We start from the raw sequence: 20,926 nt of genomic DNA, 5'->3' as shown, positions 1-20,926 counted from the left end.
ATCCGACGGGTCCGGGATCAAACGGTCAGCAGAGTATCGACCGGTTCAAACGGTCAACAGGGCGTGCACGGGACGCGGCGCCAGCCGCTCACGCCCACCCAGGAAGCCGAGCTCCAGCAGCACGGTGAAGCCGGTGACGGTCCCGCCGGCCCGCTCGACCAGGTCCAGCGTCGCCTCGGCGGTGCCACCGGTGGCCAACACGTCGTCGACCACCAACACCCGGTGCCCGGCGGTGAAGGCGTCCTCGTGCACTTCGAGGGTGGCCTCGCCGTACTCCAGCGCGTAGGAGACCGAGTGCGCCGGGCGGGGCAGCTTGCCGGCCTTGCGCACCGGCACCACCCCCACGCCGGTCGCGTACGCGATGGCCGCCGCGACGACGAACCCGCGAGCCTCGATGCCGACCACCACGTCGAAGGCGTCCCGCCCGTGGTACGCGACGATCCCGTCGATCACGTCCCGGAAGACCTTGCCGTCGGCGAACAGCGGCATCAGGTCCTTGAACATGACGCCGGGCTTGGGGAAGTCGGGCACGTCCAGCACCCGACTGGCGACCAGTCGGGCGACCTCCGGGCCACTGTCCCCGCGCGCTGCGGTGCTGTGGGTCTCCGTCACGGCTGTTTCGCTCTCCTTCGACGACGAACGGCGTCCGGCAACAGCATGCCGGACGCCGTTCGGGTGTTTCCTGTCGGGTCAGCGCCGCTTGGCGCCACCCGGCCGGTTGCCGCCGCCACCCGGGCGACCGCCCCGGGCACCGGTGGGCCGCTTGCCCGCCGGCCGAGCGCCCACCTTGGGGGCCGCACCGGCCAGCGCGGCGGCGTCCGGGTCGACCGGCTCGTCGGTCGCGTCGGCCTGGGCCACCGGGCTCGCGGCAGCACCCTTACCGGTGACCTCGCCGCGGCCGACCGTGCCCCGCCGGGTCAGGACGCGCTTGTTGTGCGCCTGGATCCGCGGGTCGTAGTTCTTCAGCAGCGCCAGCAGCGGGGTGGCCACCAGGATGGAGGTCAGGAACGCCACCGCCATACCGACGAACAGCACCAGACCGAGGTCCTTCAGCGTGCCGGCGCCGAGCAGGCCGGCACCGATGAAGAGCAGACCGCCGACCGGCAGCAGGGCGACCACCGAGGTGTTCAACGACCGCATCAGGCTCTGGTTGATGGCCAGGTTGGACGCCTCGCCGTACGTCTGGTTGTTGTTGGCCGTGATGCCCCGGGTGTTCTCCTGGACCTTGTCGAAGACCACCACCACGTCGTAGAGCGCGAAGCCCAGGATGGTGAGGAAGCCGATGATCGTCGACGGGGTGACCTCGAAGCCGACCAGCGAGTAGATGCCGGCGGTGAGGATCAGGTTGGTGATCAGCGAGGCGACCGCGGCCACGGCCATCCGCCACTCGAAGCGCAGGATCAGGTAGACCATCACCAGCGCGATGAAGATGACCAGACCGAGCACGGCCCGCTCGGTCACCTGGCTGCCCCACGCCTCACTGACCTGGTTGTCGCTGATCTGGTCGGCGCTGATGCCGAGGTCCTCGGCGATCTGGGCCTTGACCGCGGTGGCCTGCTCGGCGGTGAGCTGCGGCGTGCGCAGCTCGTAGGAGTCGCCGCCCGGGCCGCCGATCTTCTGCGTGGTGGCCACCGTGACGCCGGTGTTCTCGGCGGCGAGGGCCGAGTTGACCTCCCGCTCGGCGTCGTCCAGGGTGCCGACGCTGGCCGGCACCTGGAACGAGTTACCGCCGGCGAACTCGATGCCCAGGCTGAACCCACGGATCGAGAAGCTGAGGATCGCGATCAGGACCAGGAGCCCGGCGACGCCGAACCAGAGCTTGCGCCGGCCGACGATGTTGAGACCGGCCTCGCCGTTGTAGAGGCGGCTCGCCAGACCGTTTTCAGCCATCTCAGGCCTCCTTGGCGCGCGGGTTGCGGGGCTGAGTCGGCTGGTTGCGGGCCGGCAGTGCCCGGCCCAGACCGCTGACCCGCGGGGACAGGAACGCCCGGGTCCGGGCGAACATCGTCATGATCGGGTGCCGGAAGAGGAAGACCACTACCAGGTCCAGCACGGTGGCCAGGCCGAGCGCGAACGCGAAGCCCTTGACCGTGCCGACCGAGACCACGTAGAGCACCACAGCGGAGAGCAGGGTGATCGCGTTGGCCGAGATGATCGTCCGACGGGCCCGGATCCAGGCGCGGGGCACCGCGCTACGCGGGCTGCGCCCCTCCCGGATCTCGTCTTTCAGTCGTTCGAAGTAGATGACGAACGAGTCCGCCGCCACACCGAGCGAGACGATCATGCCGGCGATGCCGGCGAGGGTGAGCGTGAAGCCGATCTGCCGGCCGAGCACCACCAGCGCGCCGAAGATCAGCAGCGCGGAGAGGATGAGGCTCAGGAAGATCACCGAGCCGAGCAGCCGGTAGTAGAAGAACGCGTAGATGATGACCAGCAGCATGCCGATGCCCGCCGCGAGCAGACCGGCGCGCAGGTGGCTGGCACCCAGCGTGGCGGTGACGTTCTGCTCCTCCTGCTGCTCGAAGGTCACCGGCAGCGCGCCGTAGCGGAGCTGACCGGCGAGGGTGCTGGCGTCCTTCTGGGTGAAGGTGCCGGTGATCTGGGAGTTGCCGGTCAGCACGCCCTGGATCTCCGGGGAGGAGACGATCTTGTTGTCCAGCACGACGGCCACCCGGCACTTGCCGTCCTGACCCAGCGCGCTCGCGTCGCAGGCCTGGCCCTCGTTGTTGAACGCCTCACGGGTCAGCGAGGTCCACTTGCCCTGGCCGTCGCCGGTGAAGTCCAGGCTGACCACCCAGGCGTTGGTCTGGTCGAGCACCGCGTCGGCGTCGGACACGTCGGTGCCCTCGACCTTGGCCTGGTCGAGCAGGTACTTCGACGCGCCGTCCTCGCAGGAGACCACCTGCTGCTTCGGGTCGGAGATCGACGCCGGGGGGCGCTGGTCGAGCTGCGCGCAGCTGATCGTCGGCACGTTGAACTGCATCTGCGCCGGCAGCACCGCGACCTCCTGCGGAGACAGCGTGCCGAACGGCTTGAGCTTCTCGGCCAGCGACGGGTCGGCGGTCAGATCGGCCGGGGCCTGCAGCCCGTTGGCGGCCTGCCACGCGGCGGCGCCGACCTTCTGCTCGACGACCTTGCGCTGCTCCTCGACGCTGGCCGGCACCGGCTCGGCGCTGGCGCTGGGCGCGGCGGCGCTCGGCGAGGCAGTGGCGGACGCGGAGGGGGTCGGCGTGGCGCTGGGCGACGCCGGGGCCATTCCGCCCTGACCGCCGCTGGGCGACGAGGTCACCTTCGGCGAGGCGCTGCCCGTCGGGGTCGGGGTCGCGGCGCCGGTCGGGGTCGCGCTGCCGGTCGGGGCGGCGCTACCGGACGGGGTCGGCGTGGCGGCGGGCGGCGCCTCGGCCACCCCGCTGCCGGAGGCGGCCTTGAGCACCTTGCGGAAGCGCAGCTCAGCCGCTTCGCCCACGTCGTCGAGGTTCCGGTTCTGACCGGGCAGGGAGATGACGATGTTGCGGTTGCCCTCGGTGACCACCTCGGCCTCGGCCACGCCGAACGCGTTGACCCGGCTCTCGATGATCTCGCGGGCCTCCTCGAGGTTCTCCGCCGTCGGGGGCTTGCCGTCGACGCTGTTGGTCGCCTCCAGTGTCACCCGCGTGCCGCCGATGAGGTCCAGGCCGAGCTTGGGCTCGAGCCGGTCCTTCCAGCTGCCGCTGGCGCCAGCGAAGAACACCAAAAGATAGAGGACCACGAAGATGAACCCGAGCACGGCGAGCTGCCGCCCGGGGCGCATCTGTCCCTGAGGTGGTGCCACGGCTGTCCTGTCTCCCTGTACGGTCGCGCCGCTGTCGCAGCGGCGGCGGTGTCGGGCCGGGGGTCCCGCCCGACGGGGTCTGCCTTGAGCCGACGGAATGCCGACACGAGGACCGGGCACCCCGGCGCGGAACGCCGACGGTTACGGGAACGTGCCGACGCCCGGCGTCGACCCAACTATCCAGTTTTCACGTCTCGCCCGCTGCCCCGTTCGGGCGCGACGACCCGGAAGCCGGCCGACCGGCCGTACGCCGGACTCGCCGCTCCCGAGGGGACGGGTTAGTCCTTGACGGTGTCCGCGTCCTCGGTGACCGGCTCGCTCGGCAGCTCCGCGCGGGTGACCACCCGCGCGATGGCCGGGCGGGCGTAGCGGGTCTGCACGCCCGGTGCGACCTCGATCAGGACAGTGTCGTCCTCGATGCCGGTGACCGTGCCGTAGAGCCCACCGATGGTCACGACCTCGTCGCCGGGGCCGAGGTTGGACTGCATCGCCTCCGCCTCTTTGCGGCGCTTCTGCTGGGGCCGGATCATCATGAAGTACATGACACCGAAGAGCAGGGCGATCATCAGGATCGGCGTGAAACTGCCGGCCCCGCCACCCGCTGCTGCGTAACGCACGGTTACTGACCTTCCCATTGGCCGCCTGCCCGGCACCGTAGGTGCCGGAGCGGAGGCGGATTCTCACGTCCTGTACAGACCGCGGCGAAGTCTAAACCCTGCACCTGAGAACGCCGAATGCGGCACAGATCACGTTCACATCACGGCTGGTCGACATCCAAGGAGAACAAGTCGGGCACTGGCGGACTATCTACACCAAATGTACCATTCGGTGGCGTGCGCCCCAGATGCCGCCAGGCGGCCTCCGTCGCCACCCGACCCCGGGGCGTACGGGCCAACAGCCCAGCTCGCACCAGGAACGGCTCGCAGACCTCCTCGACCGTGTCCGGCTGCTCCCCCACCGCCACGGCGAGCGTGGACAACCCGACCGGGCCGCCCCGGAACGAGTCGACCAACGCCGTCAACACCGCCCGGTCCAGCCGGTCCAGGCCCAGCGCGTCCACGTCGTACACGACCAGGGCGGCACGGGCGGTGTCGAGATCGACCACGCCGTCCGCCCGAACCTCGGCATAGTCGCGGACCCGGCGCAGCAGCCGGTTGGCGATCCGCGGGGTGCCCCGGGACCGACCGGCGATCTCGGTAGCGCCCTCGGCGGTGATCGGCACCCCCAGGATCCGCGCCGAACGGTGCAGCAGCGTCTCCAGATCCGCCGGGGCGTAGAAGTCGAGGTGCGCGACGAAGCCGAACCGGTCCCGCATCGGCCCGGTCAACAGGCCCGAGCGGGTCGTCGCGCCGACCAGGGTGAACGGCTCGACGTCCAGCGGGATCGCGGTCGCCCCCGGACCCTTGCCCACCACCACGTCGACCCGGAAGTCCTCCATCGCGCTGTACAGCAGCTCCTCGGCCGGCCGCGCGATCCGATGGATCTCGTCGATGAAGAGCACGTCACCCTCGGCGAGGCTGGTCAGGATCGCCGCCAGGTCACCGGAACGCTCGATCGCCGGGCCGCTGGTCACCCGGATGCCCGCCCCCAGCTCGGCGGCCACGATGTTGGCCAGACTCGTCTTACCCAACCCGGGTGGGCCGGAGAGCAGGATGTGATCCGGCGGCGATCCCCGCCGCATGGCGCCCTGCAACAACAGGTCGAGCTGGTCGCGTACCCGGTCCTGGGCGATGAACTCGGCCAGCCGCCTCGGCCGTACCGTGGCCTCCGCGTCCCGATCGGCGTCGCTGACGTACGCCGAGACGAGCCCCTCGGTCTCGCTCACAGCACCGCCTTCATTCGCGACTGCGGGGTTCGCACACCCGGCTCACTCCTCGCGCTCATCGTGGCGCCGCCCGTCGCGGCCGGGCCGTCATCGGGTGCGACCGAGCAGTCGGATGGCCTGCTTGAGCAGGACCGGCACCGGTGGGGTCTCGCCCTCGATCGACTCCGCCACCGCGGCCACCGCCTGATCGGCCTGACCGGCCGACCAGCCCAGCCCCACCAGTGCCTGCCGGACCTGGTCGGGCCAACTGCCGCGGGTCACCCCGCCCACCCCGTCGGCGCCGATCGGCACCGGGCCGATCCGGTCGCGCAGCTCCAGCACCAGGCGTTCCGCGCCCTTCTTGCCAATCCCGGGTACGCGGGTCAGGGCAGCGGTGTCGGCGTTGGCGATCGCCTTGCGTACCGCGTCCGGGGTGTGCACCGCCAGCACCGCCTGGGCCAGTCGCGGGCCGACCCCACTGGCGGTCTGGAGCAGCTCGAACAGCGACTTGGCGTCGTCGTCGGCGAAGCCGTAGAGAGTCAGCGAGTCTTCCCGCACGATCAGGCTGGTGGCCAGCCGGGCGACCTGTCCGACGCGCAGCTCCGCGAGGGTCCCCGGTGCGCAGTGCACGGCGAGGCCGACCCCGCCGACCTCGATCACGGCCTGGTCCGGACCCGTCGCGGTCACCGTGCCGCGCACGCTGGCGATCATCGTGCTCCTCCTCGTCGTGCCCGGTCGGCCGCGGCGGCCAGCTTGGAGCGGGTCCCGCCGCGCCACACGTGGCAGATGGCCAGGGCCAACGCGTCGGCGGCGTCCGCCGGCTTCGGCGGCTCGGCCAGCCGCAACAGCCGGGTCACCATCGCGGTCATCTGCGCCTTGTCGGCCTGACCGGACCCGGTCACGGCCGCCTTCACCTCGCTCGGGGTGTACGTCTGCACCGGCAGCCCGGCCCGCGCCCCAGCCAGCACGGCGATGCCGCTGGCCTGCGCGGTGCCCATCACGGTGCGCACGTTGTGCTGGCTGAACACCCGCTCGACGGCGACGCTCTCCGGTTGATGCTCGGCGACCAGTTTGTTGAGCGACCGGTCCAGGTGCAGCAGGCGCAGCGCCAGGTCGTCGGCCGGGTCGGTGTAGACCACGTAGTAGGCGACCAGCGTGCAGGGCCGGCCGGGCACACCCTCGACCACGCCCACCCCACACCGGGTCAACCCCGGGTCGACACCGAGCACGCGCACGCCGCCCCCTCCCCAGCCGTCAGCAGTACGTGTGTTCGACACCCTAACCGGCCCCGTTCCCACCAGCCCCACGGGACACGCCCTCTGCCCTCCACGCCCACGCCCCCACAGCCCACAGCCCACGCAAGATCTACGCAACTTCACGGAAGTTGCTGCCTGCGACGCGCGCGAGACAGCAACACCCCTGATGTTGCGCGGATCTTGACGACCGGACACGGTGGCCGAGAGCCCGGAAGCGAGGTCTCACGCCACCGGCCGTCAAGGTCACGCTCGAACCAGGGTGTAGTGGCCACGAAGCGCCGGGGAAGCCACTACATCCAGGATGTTGCGCGATCTTGCGGCCCCGAGGCACGGCCAGACCCGGCAAGCCCGGCACGAGGCATGGCCGGACCGGCGGGCGCGGCGCGAGGCGCGGCGGGGGCAGGCGGGTCGGGGGCAGCGCCGGGCGATCGAGGCGGGAGCGGGCGGCTGTGGGCGGTGGGGGCGGGTGGGGCCACACAGCTTTGGTACGGAGTATGTGTCGCTGGCCCATGTGCCGGAGAGCACACAGCTCGTAACTTCTTGCGCCATGACGGCAGAACCCGTGGTGGTCCCCCACGTCGTACAGGTCGACCTCTCCGGTCGGACCGCCCTGGTCACCGGGGGCGGCGGCGGCATCGGGCGGGCGTGTGCCCTGCGGCTGGGCGCGGCCGGCGCCAAGGTGCTCGTGGTGGACCGCAACCTGGAGGCGGCCAAGGCGGTGGCCGCCGAGGCCGGTGGCCGGGCCGAGGGTGTGGACCTGTCCGACGCCGCGGCGGTGGACTCCCTCGACGTGGACGTGGACATCGTGGTGAACAACGCCGGGCTCCAGCACGTTGCGCCGTTGCAGGACTTCCCCGTCGAGCGCTTCGAGTACATCCAGCGGGTGATGGTGGAGGCGCCGTTCCTGCTGATCCGCCGGGCGCTGCCGCACATGTACGCCCGGGGCTGGGGGCGGATCATCAACATCTCCTCGGTGCACGGGTTGCGCGCCTCGCCGTACAAGGCGGCCTACGTCTCGGCCAAGCACGCTCTGGAGGGGCTGTCGAAGGTGGTCGCGTTGGAGGGCGCCGCGCACGGGGTCACCGCCAACTGCATCAACCCGGCGTACGTGCGTACCGCCCTGGTGGAGAGCCAGATCACCGACCAGGCGGCCAGCCACGGCATCGACGAGGCCGAGGTGATCGAGAAGATCATGCTGGCCCGCGCGGCGATCAAACGGCTGATCGAGCCGGAGGAGGTCGCCGAGCTGCTGGCGTACCTCTGCTCGCCGCCGGCGGCGTTCATCACCGGCGCGTCGATCGCGCTCGACGGGGGCTGGACGGCCAACTAGTGGGGCTGAGCACAATGTCGACCATGTCATCGCCGGTGGAGTTCCTGGAGCTGCTCGCCCGAGAGGCGGCGGCGGTCGAGTTCGAGGGCCCGCTGGTGGCCGCGCGGGCCGCCGGGCTGCCGCCGGACCGGCTGGCCGAGCTGGAGCAGGCCAAGTCGGTGGCGTTGCGGGTCCGCGCCCTGCTGGAGCGTCGGCGCCGCCGGGAGAGCGAGCTGTCCGGCCTGTACGACACGGTCAGCGACCTGGCCGGGCTGCGTGACCTGGACGATGTGTTGCGGGCGATCGTGCACCGGGCCCGTCACCTGCTCGGTGCGGACGTGGCGTACATGACGCTCAACGACGACGAACGCGGCGACACCTACATGCGGGTGACCGACGGGTCGGTCTCGGCCCGTTTCCAGCGGCTGCGCCTGCCGATGGGCGCCGGCCTCGGTGGCCTGGTGGCCCAGTCTGGCGCCCCGTACGTCACCGCCAACTACGGCGAGGACGACCGCTTCCACCACACCGGCGAGATCGACGCCGGGGTGGGCGAGGAGGGGTTGGTGGCGATCCTCGGGGTGCCGCTGCGGCTCGGCTCCACCTCGATCGGGGTGCTCTACGCGGCCAACCGTTCGGCCCGGCCGTTCGTCCGGGAGGAGGTGGCGCTGCTGGTGTCCCTGGCGGCGCACGCCGCGGTGGCGATCGACACCGCCCGGCTGCTGACCGAGACCCGGTCGGCGTTGGCCGAGTTGTCGGCGGCGAACACCACCATCCGGGCGCACAGCAGCTCGGTGGAGCGGGCCGCGGCGGCGCACGACCGGATGACCGCGCTGGTGCTGCGCGGGGGCGGTGTGGAGGACGTGGCGGCGGCGGTGACCGAGGTGCTGGGCGGCGCGCTGTTGGCGCTGGACGCCGAGGGCCGCCTGCTGGCCCGGGTGGGTGAGATCGAGGAACCGGACCGGGCGGACATCGTCGAGGCGGTGGCCGCGTCCCGGACCGAGGGGCGCAGCGTACGCCGGGGTCCACTCTGGTACGCCGCCGTGGTGGCCGGCGCGGAGAACCTGGGTGCGCTGGTGCTGCGCCCGGACGACGAGTTGGTCGACGCCGACCAGCGCATCCTGGAGCGGGCCGCGTTGGTGACCGCGCTGTTGCTGCTGTTCCGCCGGACGGTCGCGGAGGCGGAGGGGCGGGTGCGTGGCGAGCTGCTGGACGACCTGATCGCCCGTCCGTTGCGCGACACCGACGCGTTGCGCAGCCGGGCCCGCCGGCTCGGGGTGGATCTGGACGCGCCGCACGTGCTGGTGGCGGTGGGCGATGACGCGATCGCCGCGACCGGTTCGGCTCGGCAGCGGGTGCTCTCCTGGGCCACCACGTACGCCTCGGCGCGCGGCGGACTGGCCGCGGCGCGTGACGGCCGGGTGGTGCTGATGCTGCCGGGGCTGGACGCGGGCGGCAGCGCCCGCGCGGTGGCCCGGGACCTGTCCCGGGTGACCGGTCGACCGGTGACCGCCGGGGCGAGTGGCCCGTCGAACACGCCGTCGGCGCTGGCCGGGACGTTCCAGGAGGCGGACCGGTGCCTGACGGCGCTGGGCGCGCTGGGCCGCGCCGGGCAGGGCGCGAGCACGGTGGAGTTGGGCTTCGTCGGGCTGTTGCTGGGCACGGTCGGTGACCGGGGTGAGAAGGACGTGACCGAGTTCCTCAGTGCCACCGTCGGGCCGGTGCTCGACTACGACGCCCGCCGCGGCACGGCGCTGGTGAAGACGCTGGAGGCGTACTTCGGGGTGGGTGGCAGCCTGGCCCGGGCCGCCGAGCAACTGCACGTGCACGTCAACACGGTGACCCAGCGGTTGGAGCGGGTCGGGCAGTTGCTCGGCGTCGACTGGCAGCGGCCCGAGCGGGCGTTGGAGGTGCAGCTCGCGCTGCGGCTGCACCGGCTGCGCGCGCCGGCCGGCTGACCGACCCCGGCCGGCGGCACGAACGCCGCCGACCCAGCGCCCGACGTCAGCGGACCTGGATGCCCTCCAGTACGGCGTCGACGACCCGCTCGGGCAGGGTCTGCTCGTCCAGGTCCGGATTCCACTGGAGCACCCGCTGGATCAGCATCGGCCCGGTGAGCAGCGCCATCGTCACCTCGACGTCGATGTCGGCGCGGAGCACCCCCTCGTCGATGCCGCGGCGCAGCACCTCGCGCATCAGCTGCCGCCGGGGGGCGATGATGTTCTGGTAGAGCTGGAACTGGTCCGCGCTGCGGTTCACGGCGGGTGCCAGGCAAGGCATGATCTTGGCCGCGCGCGGGTCGACGTTCTTGCCGATCGCGCCGACCAACAGCACCAGGTCGTCGCGGATGGAGTGGCCGGCCGGCTGGGCCATCACGCCCTTGAGTCGGCGCAACGCGTCCAGCAGCAACGCGTCCTTGCCGGCCCAGCGGCGGTAGATGGTGGCCTTGCCGACCCCGGCGCGGGCGGCGATCGCCTCGATCGAGAGCGCCTCGATGGTGCTGCCCTCGGCGAGCAGGTCGAGGGTGGCCTCGATGATCGCCTCGTCGGCGCGGATGCTCCGCGGTCGCCCGGGCGACCGCGGAGCATCGGCAGTGGACGTCATGTCCGCCATTCTCCCCGAACCTAGGCCGTGCCGGCCAGCTCAGGCTCGGCGACCGGAGCCGCCGGAGCGACGCTCGTGTCCTCCTTGCCCGGCATCCAGCGCAGCACCACGATGATCCCGAGCGCGGCGATGACCGCGGAGAGCCCGGCCGCCCAGTGCATGGCGGTGACGAAGGCCTCGTTGGCCGCCGAGATCAGCCCCGGCCCCGCCGGGCCGAGCTGGCCCGCCGCCGCGTACGCCCCGGAGATCGACTCGTTGGCCGCGTCCCGGGCCTGCGTGGGCAGACCGGTCAGCGCGTCACCGATGTCGCTGCGGTAGACCGCGGAGAGCACCGAGCCGAGGATGGCCACGCCGAGCGCGCCGGCCACCTGGCGGATGGTGTTGCTGACCGCGGAGCCCACGCCGGCCTTCTCCCGGGGCAGCGCCGACATGATCGACTCGGTGGCCGGCGGCATGATGTTGGCCATCCCGGCGCCCTGGATGAGGAAGACGAGCAGCACGACCCAGATCGGGGTGGAGGCGCCGATGAAGACGAAGGCCCCCAGTGACACCACGGTCAGCGCCAACCCGACGGTGGCGACGGCCTTACCGCCGTAGCGGCGGACCATCGCGGCGCTGCGCGGCGCGAAGACCAGCTGGGCGCCGGCGAAGGGCAGGAAGAGCAGACCGGTCTGCAACGGGCTGTAGTCACGCACGAGTTGCAGGTAGAACGAGCCGAAGAACATCGAGCCCATCGCGGCGAAGAACACCAGGCCGACGATGGCGACCGGCGCGGCGAACCGGGGCACCTTGAACAGTCGGACGTCCAGCGACGGGTGGTCGCTGCGCCGCTCGTGCTGGACGAACCAGGCCAGCACCGCGATGCCGACCAGGATCGAGCCCCAGGCAACCGGGCGGTCGAAGCCGTGCTCGCCGCCGTCGATGATGCCGTAGGAGAGGGCGACCAGGCCGACCACGGAGAGCAGGACGCCGAGCACGTCGACCCGGCCCGGCCGCGGGTCACGCGACTCGGGGACCAGCAGCGCCACCAGCACCACACCGGCGGCGACCACCGGCACGTTGATCAGGAAGACCGAGCCCCACCAGAAGTGCTCCAGCAGCGCGCCGCCGAGGATCGGGCCGATCGCCACGGCGAGACCGACCGCGCCGGCCCAGACCCCGATGGCCCGGCCACGCTCGCGTGGGTCGAAGACGTTGGAGATGATCGACAGCGTCACCGGCATGATGGCCGCGCCGCCGACCCCCATCAGGGCGCGGGCCGCGATGAGCTGTCCGGGGCTCTGGGCGTACGCGGAGAGCAGCGACGCGAGGCCGAACAGCACCAGACCGATCATCAGGAAGCGCTTGCGGCCGGCCCGGTCGCCGAGCACCCCGAAGGTGAACAGCAGCCCGGCGAAGACCAGCGTGTAGGAGTTGATGGACCACTCCAGCTCGCCCTGGCTGGCGCCGAGGCCGTGCACCGGGTCGGCCAGGGTGCGGAGCGCGACGTTGAGGATCGTGTTGTCGAGGACGACCACGAGGAGGCTGATCACCAGCACCCCCAGGATCGCCCACCGCCTCGGGTGTCCGGTGTTGTTGTGCAGCTCCATGCCTGGCTTTCCCCCCACGCTGATCACCCGCGACAAATACGATACGGGTCAGACTCGTAACGCGGATCAGCCTACGACGCACATTAACGATACGGCACCGATCCGTATCGTATGTGGTGGGCGTCACGACCGGGCGCGACCGCCAGACAGGCGGTGACGGCGTCCGTCAGGGTTCCGAGACGGGTCGCCGGAGCGCCGAGCGGCTCGATCCAGCCCGGCCCCGCGCCGTACACCCGGAGGAGCGGAAAGTCCCGGGCGAAGCGCACCAGGCGGCACGCGCGGCCGGTGAGCGGCGTCTGCGACCAGAGCACGACGGTGCGCGGGCGGGCCCGGTACACCGCGCTGGTGAGCGCGGACCAGGGCAGCGCGGAGCCGAGGTTCAGACAGCCGCGGCCCTGCTCCCGCAGCGCGGCGGCGAGCGCCAGCAGACCCAGGCAGTGCGCCTCCTTCTCGGCGCCGGCCAGCAGCACCCCGCCGGCCAGCAGCACCCCGCCGGTCGGCAGTGACCGGCCGGGCTCCCGGCGGTACGCGTCCAACCCGACCCGGACGCCCTCGAAGAGGGCGTGCTCGATGACGATCTCGGCGGCGGTACGCCCCGACAGCCGGGCCAGCAGCGGACGGCAGACCTGCTCCCAGAGCGCCGGCACGCCCCACGCCTCGACCAACTCCAGCAGCAACGAGGCAACGCCGTTGGCGTCCAGGTCCTCGGCCGCCAGCGAAACCTGCTTGTGCGCGATCTCCACGGCCTCCGCCGGCATCGGATCGGTCAGCACCAGACGTACCCCCGGGTAGACGTTCTCTACCCGGGGGTTCGCTCGTAGGGCGGGTGGCGGATGCGCCGTCGCCGAATTCAGCGGCGGCGGGCCGCCAACCGGTGGGCCAACGCGGCGACGCTGCCCCAGATGCCGCGCCGGAACAGCACCACGACGAGGACGAAGATGCCGCCGGTGACCAGGCCGATCGCCTCGAACCCGGAGAACGACAACCAGTCCTCCAGCCGGACCACGAGGGCGGCGCCGAGCACCCCGCCCCAGAGGGTGCCGATCCCGCCGAGCACCACCACGATGACCGCCTTGCCGGAGGTGGTCCAGTGCAGCACGTCCAGCGAGACGAACCGGTGGCCGACCGCGAACAACCCGCCACCGAGACCGGCGATGAAGCCGGAGAGCACGAACGCGGTGAGCTTGTAGCGGTGCACCGGGTAGCCCAGTGCCCGCGCCCGGGCCGGGTTGTCCCGGATGCCGACCAGCACCCGACCGAACGGTGAGTGCACGATCCGCCAGGCGGCGGCGAGCCCGAGCAGCACGATCGGCAGGATCGCGTAGTAGAAGAAGTAGTCGTCGGTGAGGTCGATGCCGAACAGCTCGCGGGGCACCCCCTGGAGGCCGTTCTCGCCCTGGGTGACCGAGCGCCACTCGTTGGCGACGTAGTAGACCATCTGCGCGAAGGCCAGGGTCACCATGGCGAAGTAGATGCCGGTCCGCTTGACCGCCAGGTACCCGATCGGCACCGCCAGCACGGCCGCGGCGAGGGCCCCGGCCAGCACCGCGAGGGGAAACGGCAGGCCGGCGTGGATGGCCACCAGCCCGGTGACGTACGCGGAGGTGCCCCAGAACGCGGCGTGGCCGAAGGACATCAGCCCGGTGAAGCCGAGCAGCAGGTCCACCGCCACGGCGAACAGCGCCCAGCAGAGGATGTCCACCGCGACCGCCGGGTAGAGGCCGTTGGGCAGCCATGCGGCGACGGCCAGGCCGACGGCGAGCAGCGCGTACCGGACCCAGCCGGGGGCCCGGGCCACCGCGATCAGCCCGGACGGTGGCGTCGAGCGGGACGCGTCGGTGGGGGTGTCCACGGTGTTGGTCATGCGGGGGCCTCCTCCCGACCGAACAGACCGGCCGGGCGCCAGAGCAGCACGCCGGCCATCACGACGAGGACGATGGTCTGCGAGACGAGCGGGAAGTTGGACAGGTACGCCTCACCCCACGCCTGGACCAGCCCGATGCCGAAGCCTGCGGCGACCGACCCGAAGATCGAGCCCAGCCCGCCGATCACCACCACGGCGAACACCACGATGATCAGGTCGGCGCCCATCAACGGGTTGACCGCGCGCATCGGCGCGGCCAGCACACCGGCGAGGCCGGCCAGCCCGATGCCGAAGCCGAAGACCGGGGTCACCCACCGTCCGACGTCGATGCCGAACGCGCGGGTCAGGTCCGGCCGCTCGGTGGACGCACGGACCACCATGCCGATCCGGGTCCGGGTCAGCACCCACCACACCGCGACGCAGAGCAGCACCGCGAAGCCGAGGATGAACACCCGGTACGTCGGGAAGTCGAACAGCCCGAAGTTGACCGACCCGCTCAACAGCGACGGCGTCTCGTACGGGCTGGACTGCACGCCGTAGCGCAGTTTCACCAGGTCCTGAAGGATCAGTGTCAGACCGAAGGTGAGCAGGAAGTTGTAGAGCGGGTCCAGTTTGGTCAGCCGGTGGATCACCGCGCGTTCCAGCGCCATGCCGAGCAGAGCCAGCCCCACCGGCATGATCACCAAGGCGGCCCAGAACGGTACGCCCGCCTCGCTGAGCAGTACGTACGCCCCGAACGCGCCGAGCATGTAGAACGCGCCGTGGGCGAAGTTGACCACCCGCAGCATGCCGAAGATGACCGCGAGCCCGAGGGCGAGCAGGGCGTAGAACGCCCCACTCACCAGCCCGTTGAACGTGTTCTGCGCGAATCCGCTCATAGTTTGCAGTCCGCCGAGGGCGCGCGGAACGCCTCCGCGGCGGGGATCGTCTTGAGCACCTTCGCGTAGTCCCACGGCTCGCTGACCTCGGACTGCGGCTTCACCTGGGCCAGGTACGCGTCGTGCACCACCCGGTGGTCCTCGGCGCGGATCTTCCCGTTGCGCAGGAAGACGTCCTCGACCGTCTTGCCCTCCAGACCCTTGACCACGGCGTCCGCGTCGTCGGTGCCGGCGGCCTGCACCGCCTCCAGGTACTGCAACGCCGCGGAGTAGTTGGCGGCGTGCGCGAAGGTCGGCCGGGTGCTGGCCTTCTGCTGGAAGCGGTCGGCGAACTCCCGGTTCTTGGCGTCGAAGTTCCAGTACCAGGCGTCGGTGTACGTGGTGCCGGCCAGCGCGGCCGGGGTGAGCGAGTGGATGTCGGTGAGGAACATCAGGCCCACCGCCAGGCCGACGCCCTTGTCCCGCAGCTTGAACTCGTTGTACTGCTTCACCACGTTGACCAGCTCCGCGCCGGCCTGCATGGTGCCCAGCACGTTCGGCTTCGGGTTCAGGTTCGGCGCCTTGAGCAGGAAGGTGGAGAAGTCACCGCTGGTGTTCGGGAACGGCGCCCCGTCCTTGCCGACCACCGTGCCGCCGGCCGCCGTGATCGCGGTGGAGAAGCTCTTCTCCATGTCCTGACCGAAGGCGTAGTTCGGGTAGAGGATGTACCAGTTCTTGCCGATCTGCTCGGTGGTGGTCTTCCCGGTGCCGTTGGCCAGCATGTACGTGTCGTACGCGTAGTGGAAGGTGTACTTGTTGCAGCTCTTGCCGGTCAGGTCGGTGGTGGCCGCCCCGATGTTGAAGTAGAGCTTCTTCTTCTCCTTCGCCACGTCGGCGACCTTCAGCGCGGCCGACGAGGTGGGCACGTCCAGGATCAGGTCGACGCCCTTGCGGTCGTACATCTCCTGTGCCTTGGAGTTGGCCACGTCCGGCTTGTTCTGATGGTCGGCGGTCTCCACGGTGATGTCCTTGGTCACCGCCCTGTCGCCGTACTTCGCGGTGAAGTCGGCGATGGCCATCTCCACCGCCGCCACCGAGTTCTTCCCGGACAACTCCGAGTACGCCCCGGACTGGTCGTTGAGCACGCCCAGCACGATCTTGTCGCCGGTCAGCTTCTGGTCGCCACTCGACTGCGGGCCACCGCCGCCGCATCCGGCGACCAGCACCACCACGGCCGACGCCGCGGCCACACCCATCGTCCTGCGCATGCCCACTCCATCCATCCCGTGCGTCGTCGCGCGGGTCGTCGTCGTTGAGAAATTCAGATGCCGAGGTACGCGAGCAGTTCGCGTTCGCGCGAACGCACCTCGGAGTTCTCCATCGCCTCGGCGACCCGGCCCTCGGCGAGCAGGTAGTGCCGGTCGGCGACACCGGTGGCGAAGTGCAGGTTCTGTTCGACCAGCAGCACGGTCACCCCGTGCCGTTTGGCCTCGCGCAGCAGGTCGCCGACCTGCTGCACCAGCAGTGGCGACAGCCCCTCGGTGGGCTCGTCGCAGAGCAGCAGCCGGGCGCCCATCCGCAGCACCCGGGCCAGCGCGAGCATCTGCTGCTCGCCGCCGGAGAGCATGGTGGCCGCGGAGTCCCGCCGGGTGTACAGGGCCGGAAACGCCTCGTACACCCGCTCCAGGGACCACGGGTCGGGGCCGACCGTGGGCGGCAGCGTGAGGTTCTCGGTGACGGTCAAGGTGGCGTAGCTGCCCCGGTCGTCGGGCACCCAGCCCAGCCCCAGGCGGGCCCGCCTGTGCGCCGGCAACCTGGTGATGTCCCGCCCGTCCAGCTCCACCGTGCCGCGCTGACCGGGGTGCAGTCCCATCACGCAGCGCAGCAGGGTGGACTTCCCGGCGCCGTTGCGGCCGACCAGGGTGACCACCTCACCGGCGGAGACCTCCAGGCTGACCTCACGCAGCACCTGCGCCTCGCCGTAGAAGGCGGACAGGTTCTCAATGCGCAGCATCGGCGACTCCCAGGTAGGCGGTGATCACGCGCTCGTCGGCGCGGACCTGCTCGTACGGGCCCTCGACGAGGACCTTGCCGGCCTGGAGCACGGTGACGGTGTCGGCGAGACGGCCCACCACGCTCATGTTGTGCTCGACCATCACCACGGTCCGGCCCTGGCGGACCCGGCCGATCAGCTCGACGGTGCGGTCGACGTCCTCCAGGCCCATGCCCGCGGTCGGCTCGTCGAGCAGCAGCACCTTCGGGTCCAGCGCCAGGGCGATGGCCAACTCCAGGGCACGTTTACGGCCGTACGCCAGGGCCGCGGAGGGGGCGTCCGCCAGCTCGGCCAGCCCCACCATGTCCAGCAGTTCGTCGGCCCGCTCGGTGTAGCGGCCCATCAGCTTCGCCGAACGCCAGAACCGCCAGCCCAGCCCACTGGGCGACTGCAACGCCAGCGCTACGTGCTCGCGGGCGGACAGTTGGGGGAAGAGGCTGGTGATCTGGAACGAGCGGGCCACGCCGAGACGGGCCACCTGCTCCGGGGGCAGCCCGGTGACGTCCCGTCCGGCCAACTCAATCCGTCCACCACTGGGTCGCAGGAAGCCGGTGAGCAGGTTGAACAGGGTGGTCTTGCCCGCGCCGTTCGGGCCGACCAGCGCGTGCACACTGTCCGGCGCCACGTCGAGGTCGACATCGTCGACCGCCCGGAAGCCCCGGAAGTCGCGGGTCAGCCCACGGGCCGACAGGAGCGCTTGCCCGGCCATCGCCTCATCCTCCGCACGTCGCGGCGACGGTCGGTTCGGTGACCGTGGTCACAGGCCCGTCGCGTGGACGAAACCTACGGCGGGCCGCCGGAGTCGAACCATGTCGACGGTCTCCATATTCGACCCGCGGTTGACGTGCGCCGACGCCACTCCCCCGTGCCGTCGACTTGACCGGACCCCCTAGGTTGATGATCCACACAGCCCAGCGGAAGGTCCTCACCCCATGCCCGTCGGCTTCACCATGGCGATCGTCTTCGCCGTCGCCCTGGCGGTCAGCGCCATCGTCGCTCTCGTCGCTCCCGCACGGTCGCTGAAGCGGATGGCCGCCCTCGCGGCGCTCGGTTTTCTCGCCCTCACCCTGGTGGTCGGCATCGCCTCCAGCGCCCACTCGGTGCCGATCCGCTCGGTCGGCATCGTCACCAGCTTCGGCAAGCCCACCGGCGAGGTGACCGGCTCGGGCCTGAAGTGGGTGGCGCCCTGGCAGAAGGTCGGCGAGTGGGACGCGGGCCGACAGAAGTACGACCACATCGGCGGCAACAACTGCGTACGTGTGCGCACCGGCACCCTCGCCGACGCCTGCGTCGAGGTGCTCGTCGAATGGCAGGTCAAGCCGGAGAACGCGCCGAAGCAGTTCATGGACTACAAGGGCGACTTCGACAGCTTCCGGGGTCAGCGGGTGGGTGTGCAGCTCGACAGCGCGGTCAACGACGCCTTCGCCGCGTACAACCCGCTGGAGAAGATCGACGACCAGACCGGTGACCTCAACGTCGACCTGAAGCCGTTCGCCGCGAACATCAAGACCAGCGCGGAGACCCGCCTCGCCACCGACGTGGACATCCTTTCGGTGACCATCACCCGGGTTAACCACGACGACAAGACCGAGGGCAACATCAAGGCGTTCCAGGACAAGCTGGCGCAGACCCGCAACCTGGAGCAGGACCGCAAGAACGCCGAGATCTCGAAGCAGATCACCGAGACCAACGCGAAGGTCGACAAGGTGACCCGCTGTCTGGAGATCGCGGAGAAGAACGGCGCCAACCCGGGGCTCTGCATCAACCCGGGCATCGTCACCGGCAAGTGACCCGCGGCCGGCCCACCACCGTCGGTCACCTTCGTCGGGGGGCGGATGCGGCATCAAGCGGTATACCTCAGAGGCATAGATATGCCGCTGAGGTATACCGCTCCTCGGCAGATCGACATGGCGGGCCAGCCGAGCGCACGGTGGAGGCCGTGAGGAAATACTCGTCTAGGCGAAGCTGAACAGCGGCGGGAAGACGAGGACCACGATCCAGGCCCACGCGGCGTACACCGGCAGGTAGCTGGTCTGCCAGCGTTCGAGCGCCGCGAACGGCGTACGCCGGCGGATGAAGGACAGCAGCAGCCACGCCGACCACGCGAGGTTGACCAGCAGGATCACGTTCTCGCCGAGCGCGGCCGCGCGGTTGGGCGTACCGCCGTACTCGTCGGTGATGCGACCGGTGATCTCCAGCAGCACCAGCACGTCGATGGCCAACGCGCTGACCACGAGCGCGAGCTGAAGTTTGTCGAACGGGCCGGGCTGGGCCAGCGGCTCACGGGCCGAGAGTGAGTAGAGCAGCAGCCCCAGCACCACGACCAGCAGCAGGTCGAAGAGGAGCAGCGCCTCGCGCTCGACGTCGATGCCGTGGCTGGTCCAGACGACAGCGACGAGGAAGGCGAGCAGGGCGGCCGTGAAGAGCGGGGTGAACAGCCGGGTGAGGACCGGCGCGATGTTCTCGACGACACTCTGCTTGGCCTCGACGAGCCACCCGGCCACCACGACCGCGGCCGCGGCGCCACCGGGCAGCAGCCACTGCGAGATGAACTCCTCCGGGACGATGCCGATGGCCGCGAAGGTGTTGAACAGGAACGCGGCGAGCACGCCGCCGCCGAGGGCCATCAACACCAGGTAGATGAACCACTCACCGGTGAACCGGATGAAGTCCATGCGTCGACGGGACGAGCGCCAGTCGTCGGCGACATAGGCCAGACCGACCACGAGCCACAGGGCGATGGGAAGGTGGATGCTGGTGACGACCACGGACTGCGAATCGTCCGCCAGGGGGTAGGCGTTGGCCGCCACGGCGCCGAGGACGAAGAGCGCCACCAGTGCCGCGATCACCGACCGGCGGGCTCCGCGGCGCCAGGCCAGGTACGCCGCCAGCCAGGGCAGCACGAGCACTGTGAAGTTCCGGGCGTAGAACGAGCCGTCGTCAGCGAAACTCAGCCCGAACAGCGCCGGCACCTTGACGGAGGCCAGGGCACCCGCCGCACAGCCGAGCATGACCCACAGCTCCCGCCGGGAGCGCGTGCCGCCGACCGCGCTGCCGGAGTCGCCGGTCAGCACCAGCTGCTTCCATAGACGTTCCGAATGTTCCCGGGCGAACTCGCGGGAGAGGTCGTCGAGGCTGCCCATTCGTTTCACCGCGACCAGGAACGCCTCGTCCGGGCTCAGGCCGGCGGCGACGAGCTCGTCGACGGAGCCGCGGAGGTGGTCTTCCAGCTCGTCGGCGTCCACCGCTTGCAGCTCTCTGCGGCGCAGCACGTACTGGCGCCACTGCTCGAACTGCGCTTCCAGCTCCGGTGGCCCGTCGTGCGCGGTCATGCGAGGCCCTCCAACGGGTGCGCCGTCAGTGGCGTGCGGTCGTGCCAGATCTCCTTGAGCGCGCCCACGACGGTGTCCCACTGCCGGCGCTGCTCGGCAAGCTCAGCCAGCCCTCTGTCGGTGATGCGGTAGTACTTGCGCTTCCGCTCCCCGGCGACCGCCTGCCAACTCGACTCCAGATAGCCGAGGCGCTCAAGCCGGTGCAGCAACGGGTACAGCAGCCCTTCGGTCCAGTCCAACTCACCACCGGACAGCTCGTTGATCCGCCTGATGATGGCGTAGCCGTAGCTCTCGCCCTCGGCCAGAATGCCGAGCACCATCGGCGTCGCCGAGGCGGCGACCAGATCCTTGGCGACCTTCACGAGACCTCCCGTCCCTAAGCCTAGAAGTACGATGCATAGTACTGCTAGGTATAGCTCCTGGCGCAACGGCCCGGGAGCGAGACGTCGA

General features: G+C 70.7%; 20 protein-coding genes. 3 read left to right on the top strand and 17 right to left on the bottom strand.

All coding sequences use genetic code 11. The annotated features are described in order from the left end of the window. Window positions 1-45 precede the first annotated feature (45 nt). The 7 genes from AC5L30_RS09025 to ruvC form a co-directional block, all read right to left on the bottom strand. The gene (locus tag AC5L30_RS09025) at window positions 46-612 is read right to left on the bottom strand and encodes an adenine phosphoribosyltransferase (RefSeq protein ID WP_494866439.1); all 567 of its coding nucleotides are present in this window, start codon (window positions 610-612) and stop codon (window positions 46-48) included. Between the two features lie 78 nt (window positions 613-690). Next, entirely contained in the window at window positions 691-1,890 is a 1,200-nt protein-coding gene (secF, locus tag AC5L30_RS09020; protein ID WP_494866438.1) for a protein translocase subunit SecF, read from the bottom strand. Between the two features lies 1 nt (window position 1,891). Next, window positions 1,892-3,811 carry a protein translocase subunit SecD gene (gene secD, locus AC5L30_RS09015; protein ID WP_494866437.1) on the bottom strand — a complete coding sequence of 640 codons (1,920 nt, stop codon included), beginning with the start codon at window positions 3,809-3,811 and terminating at the stop codon, window positions 1,892-1,894. Window positions 3,812-4,089: 278 nt separating this feature from the next. Next, entirely contained in the window at window positions 4,090-4,446 is a 357-nt protein-coding gene (gene yajC / locus AC5L30_RS09010) for a preprotein translocase subunit YajC (protein WP_494866436.1), read from the bottom strand. A gap of 122 nt (window positions 4,447-4,568) precedes the next feature. Beyond that, on the bottom strand, window positions 4,569-5,636 hold the full coding sequence (ruvB, locus tag AC5L30_RS09005; RefSeq protein ID WP_494866435.1) for a Holliday junction branch migration DNA helicase RuvB: 1,068 nt from the start codon (window positions 5,634-5,636) through the stop codon (window positions 4,569-4,571). Between the two features lie 87 nt (window positions 5,637-5,723). Further along, window positions 5,724-6,326 carry a Holliday junction branch migration protein RuvA gene (gene ruvA / locus AC5L30_RS09000; RefSeq protein WP_494866434.1) on the bottom strand — a complete coding sequence of 201 codons (603 nt, stop codon included), beginning with the start codon at window positions 6,324-6,326 and terminating at the stop codon, window positions 5,724-5,726. Further along, window positions 6,323-6,850, bottom strand: coding sequence for a crossover junction endodeoxyribonuclease RuvC (gene ruvC / locus AC5L30_RS08995; RefSeq protein WP_112584546.1), 528 nt, complete (start codon window positions 6,848-6,850; stop codon window positions 6,323-6,325). Before ruvC ends, ruvA begins: the two co-directional genes overlap by 4 nt. Window positions 6,851-7,418: 568 nt before the next feature. Between ruvC and AC5L30_RS08990 the strand changes: the two genes are divergently transcribed. Together AC5L30_RS08990 and AC5L30_RS08985 are read left to right on the top strand one after the other, a co-directional pair. Then, a complete protein-coding gene (locus tag AC5L30_RS08990) occupies window positions 7,419-8,201 on the top strand; it encodes a 3-hydroxybutyrate dehydrogenase (RefSeq protein WP_494866433.1) in 783 nt (260 codons plus the stop codon). A gap of 14 nt (window positions 8,202-8,215) precedes the next feature. Beyond that, the gene (locus tag AC5L30_RS08985) at window positions 8,216-10,135 is read left to right on the top strand and encodes a helix-turn-helix domain-containing protein (RefSeq protein ID WP_494866432.1); all 1,920 of its coding nucleotides are present in this window, start codon (window positions 8,216-8,218) and stop codon (window positions 10,133-10,135) included. A 46-nt stretch (window positions 10,136-10,181) separates the two neighbouring features. On the opposite strand, the gene AC5L30_RS08980 is transcribed toward AC5L30_RS08985, so the two are convergent. From AC5L30_RS08980 to AC5L30_RS08945, 8 genes are all read right to left on the bottom strand, one after another. After that, window positions 10,182-10,790: a TetR/AcrR family transcriptional regulator gene (locus AC5L30_RS08980; RefSeq protein ID WP_494866431.1), complete on the bottom strand. Its 609-nt coding sequence runs from the start codon at window positions 10,788-10,790 to the stop codon at window positions 10,182-10,184. Between the two features lie 11 nt (window positions 10,791-10,801). After that, window positions 10,802-12,370, bottom strand: coding sequence for an MFS transporter (locus AC5L30_RS08975; RefSeq protein ID WP_494866571.1), 1,569 nt, complete (start codon window positions 12,368-12,370; stop codon window positions 10,802-10,804). An 83-nt stretch (window positions 12,371-12,453) separates the two neighbouring features. Then, window positions 12,454-13,143, bottom strand: coding sequence for a transcriptional regulator (locus AC5L30_RS08970; protein ID WP_494866430.1), 690 nt, complete (start codon window positions 13,141-13,143; stop codon window positions 12,454-12,456). Window positions 13,144-13,220: 77 nt separating this feature from the next. After that, a complete protein-coding gene (locus tag AC5L30_RS08965) occupies window positions 13,221-14,234 on the bottom strand; it encodes a branched-chain amino acid ABC transporter permease (RefSeq protein WP_494866429.1) in 1,014 nt (337 codons plus the stop codon). Continuing rightward, the gene (locus tag AC5L30_RS08960) at window positions 14,231-15,112 is read right to left on the bottom strand and encodes a branched-chain amino acid ABC transporter permease (protein WP_494866428.1); all 882 of its coding nucleotides are present in this window, start codon (window positions 15,110-15,112) and stop codon (window positions 14,231-14,233) included. The genes AC5L30_RS08965 and AC5L30_RS08960 overlap by 4 nt, the downstream gene beginning before the upstream one ends. Beyond that, window positions 15,109-16,359, bottom strand: coding sequence for an ABC transporter substrate-binding protein (locus tag AC5L30_RS08955; RefSeq protein ID WP_494866427.1), 1,251 nt, complete (start codon window positions 16,357-16,359; stop codon window positions 15,109-15,111). Before AC5L30_RS08955 ends, AC5L30_RS08960 begins: the two co-directional genes overlap by 4 nt. Before the next feature lie 53 nt (window positions 16,360-16,412). Continuing rightward, window positions 16,413-17,105, bottom strand: a complete 693-nt coding sequence (locus AC5L30_RS08950) for an ABC transporter ATP-binding protein (protein ID WP_494866426.1) — start codon at window positions 17,103-17,105, stop codon at window positions 16,413-16,415. Continuing rightward, window positions 17,092-17,853, bottom strand: a complete 762-nt coding sequence (locus AC5L30_RS08945; protein ID WP_494866425.1) for an ABC transporter ATP-binding protein — start codon at window positions 17,851-17,853, stop codon at window positions 17,092-17,094. The genes AC5L30_RS08950 and AC5L30_RS08945 overlap by 14 nt, the downstream gene beginning before the upstream one ends. A 223-nt stretch (window positions 17,854-18,076) precedes the next feature. Here AC5L30_RS08945 and AC5L30_RS08940 point away from each other — a divergent pair, with 223 nt between their 5' ends. After that, on the top strand, window positions 18,077-18,934 hold the full coding sequence (locus AC5L30_RS08940) for an SPFH domain-containing protein (RefSeq protein WP_494866424.1): 858 nt from the start codon (window positions 18,077-18,079) through the stop codon (window positions 18,932-18,934). Between the two features lie 165 nt (window positions 18,935-19,099). On the opposite strand, the gene AC5L30_RS08935 is transcribed toward AC5L30_RS08940, so the two are convergent. Together AC5L30_RS08935 and AC5L30_RS08930 are read right to left on the bottom strand one after the other, a co-directional pair. Continuing rightward, a complete protein-coding gene (locus AC5L30_RS08935; RefSeq protein ID WP_494866423.1) occupies window positions 19,100-20,476 on the bottom strand; it encodes a permease prefix domain 1-containing protein in 1,377 nt (458 codons plus the stop codon). Further along, window positions 20,473-20,838: a PadR family transcriptional regulator gene (locus AC5L30_RS08930; protein ID WP_494866422.1), complete on the bottom strand. Its 366-nt coding sequence runs from the start codon at window positions 20,836-20,838 to the stop codon at window positions 20,473-20,475. Before AC5L30_RS08930 ends, AC5L30_RS08935 begins: the two co-directional genes overlap by 4 nt. Window positions 20,839-20,926: the final 88 nt, after the last annotated feature.

It is taken from the genome of Micromonospora sp. BQ32 (assembly GCF_059358895.1).
The sequence above is the reverse complement of the archived record's forward strand: the minus strand, read 5'-3'. Positions and strand labels throughout refer to the sequence as shown.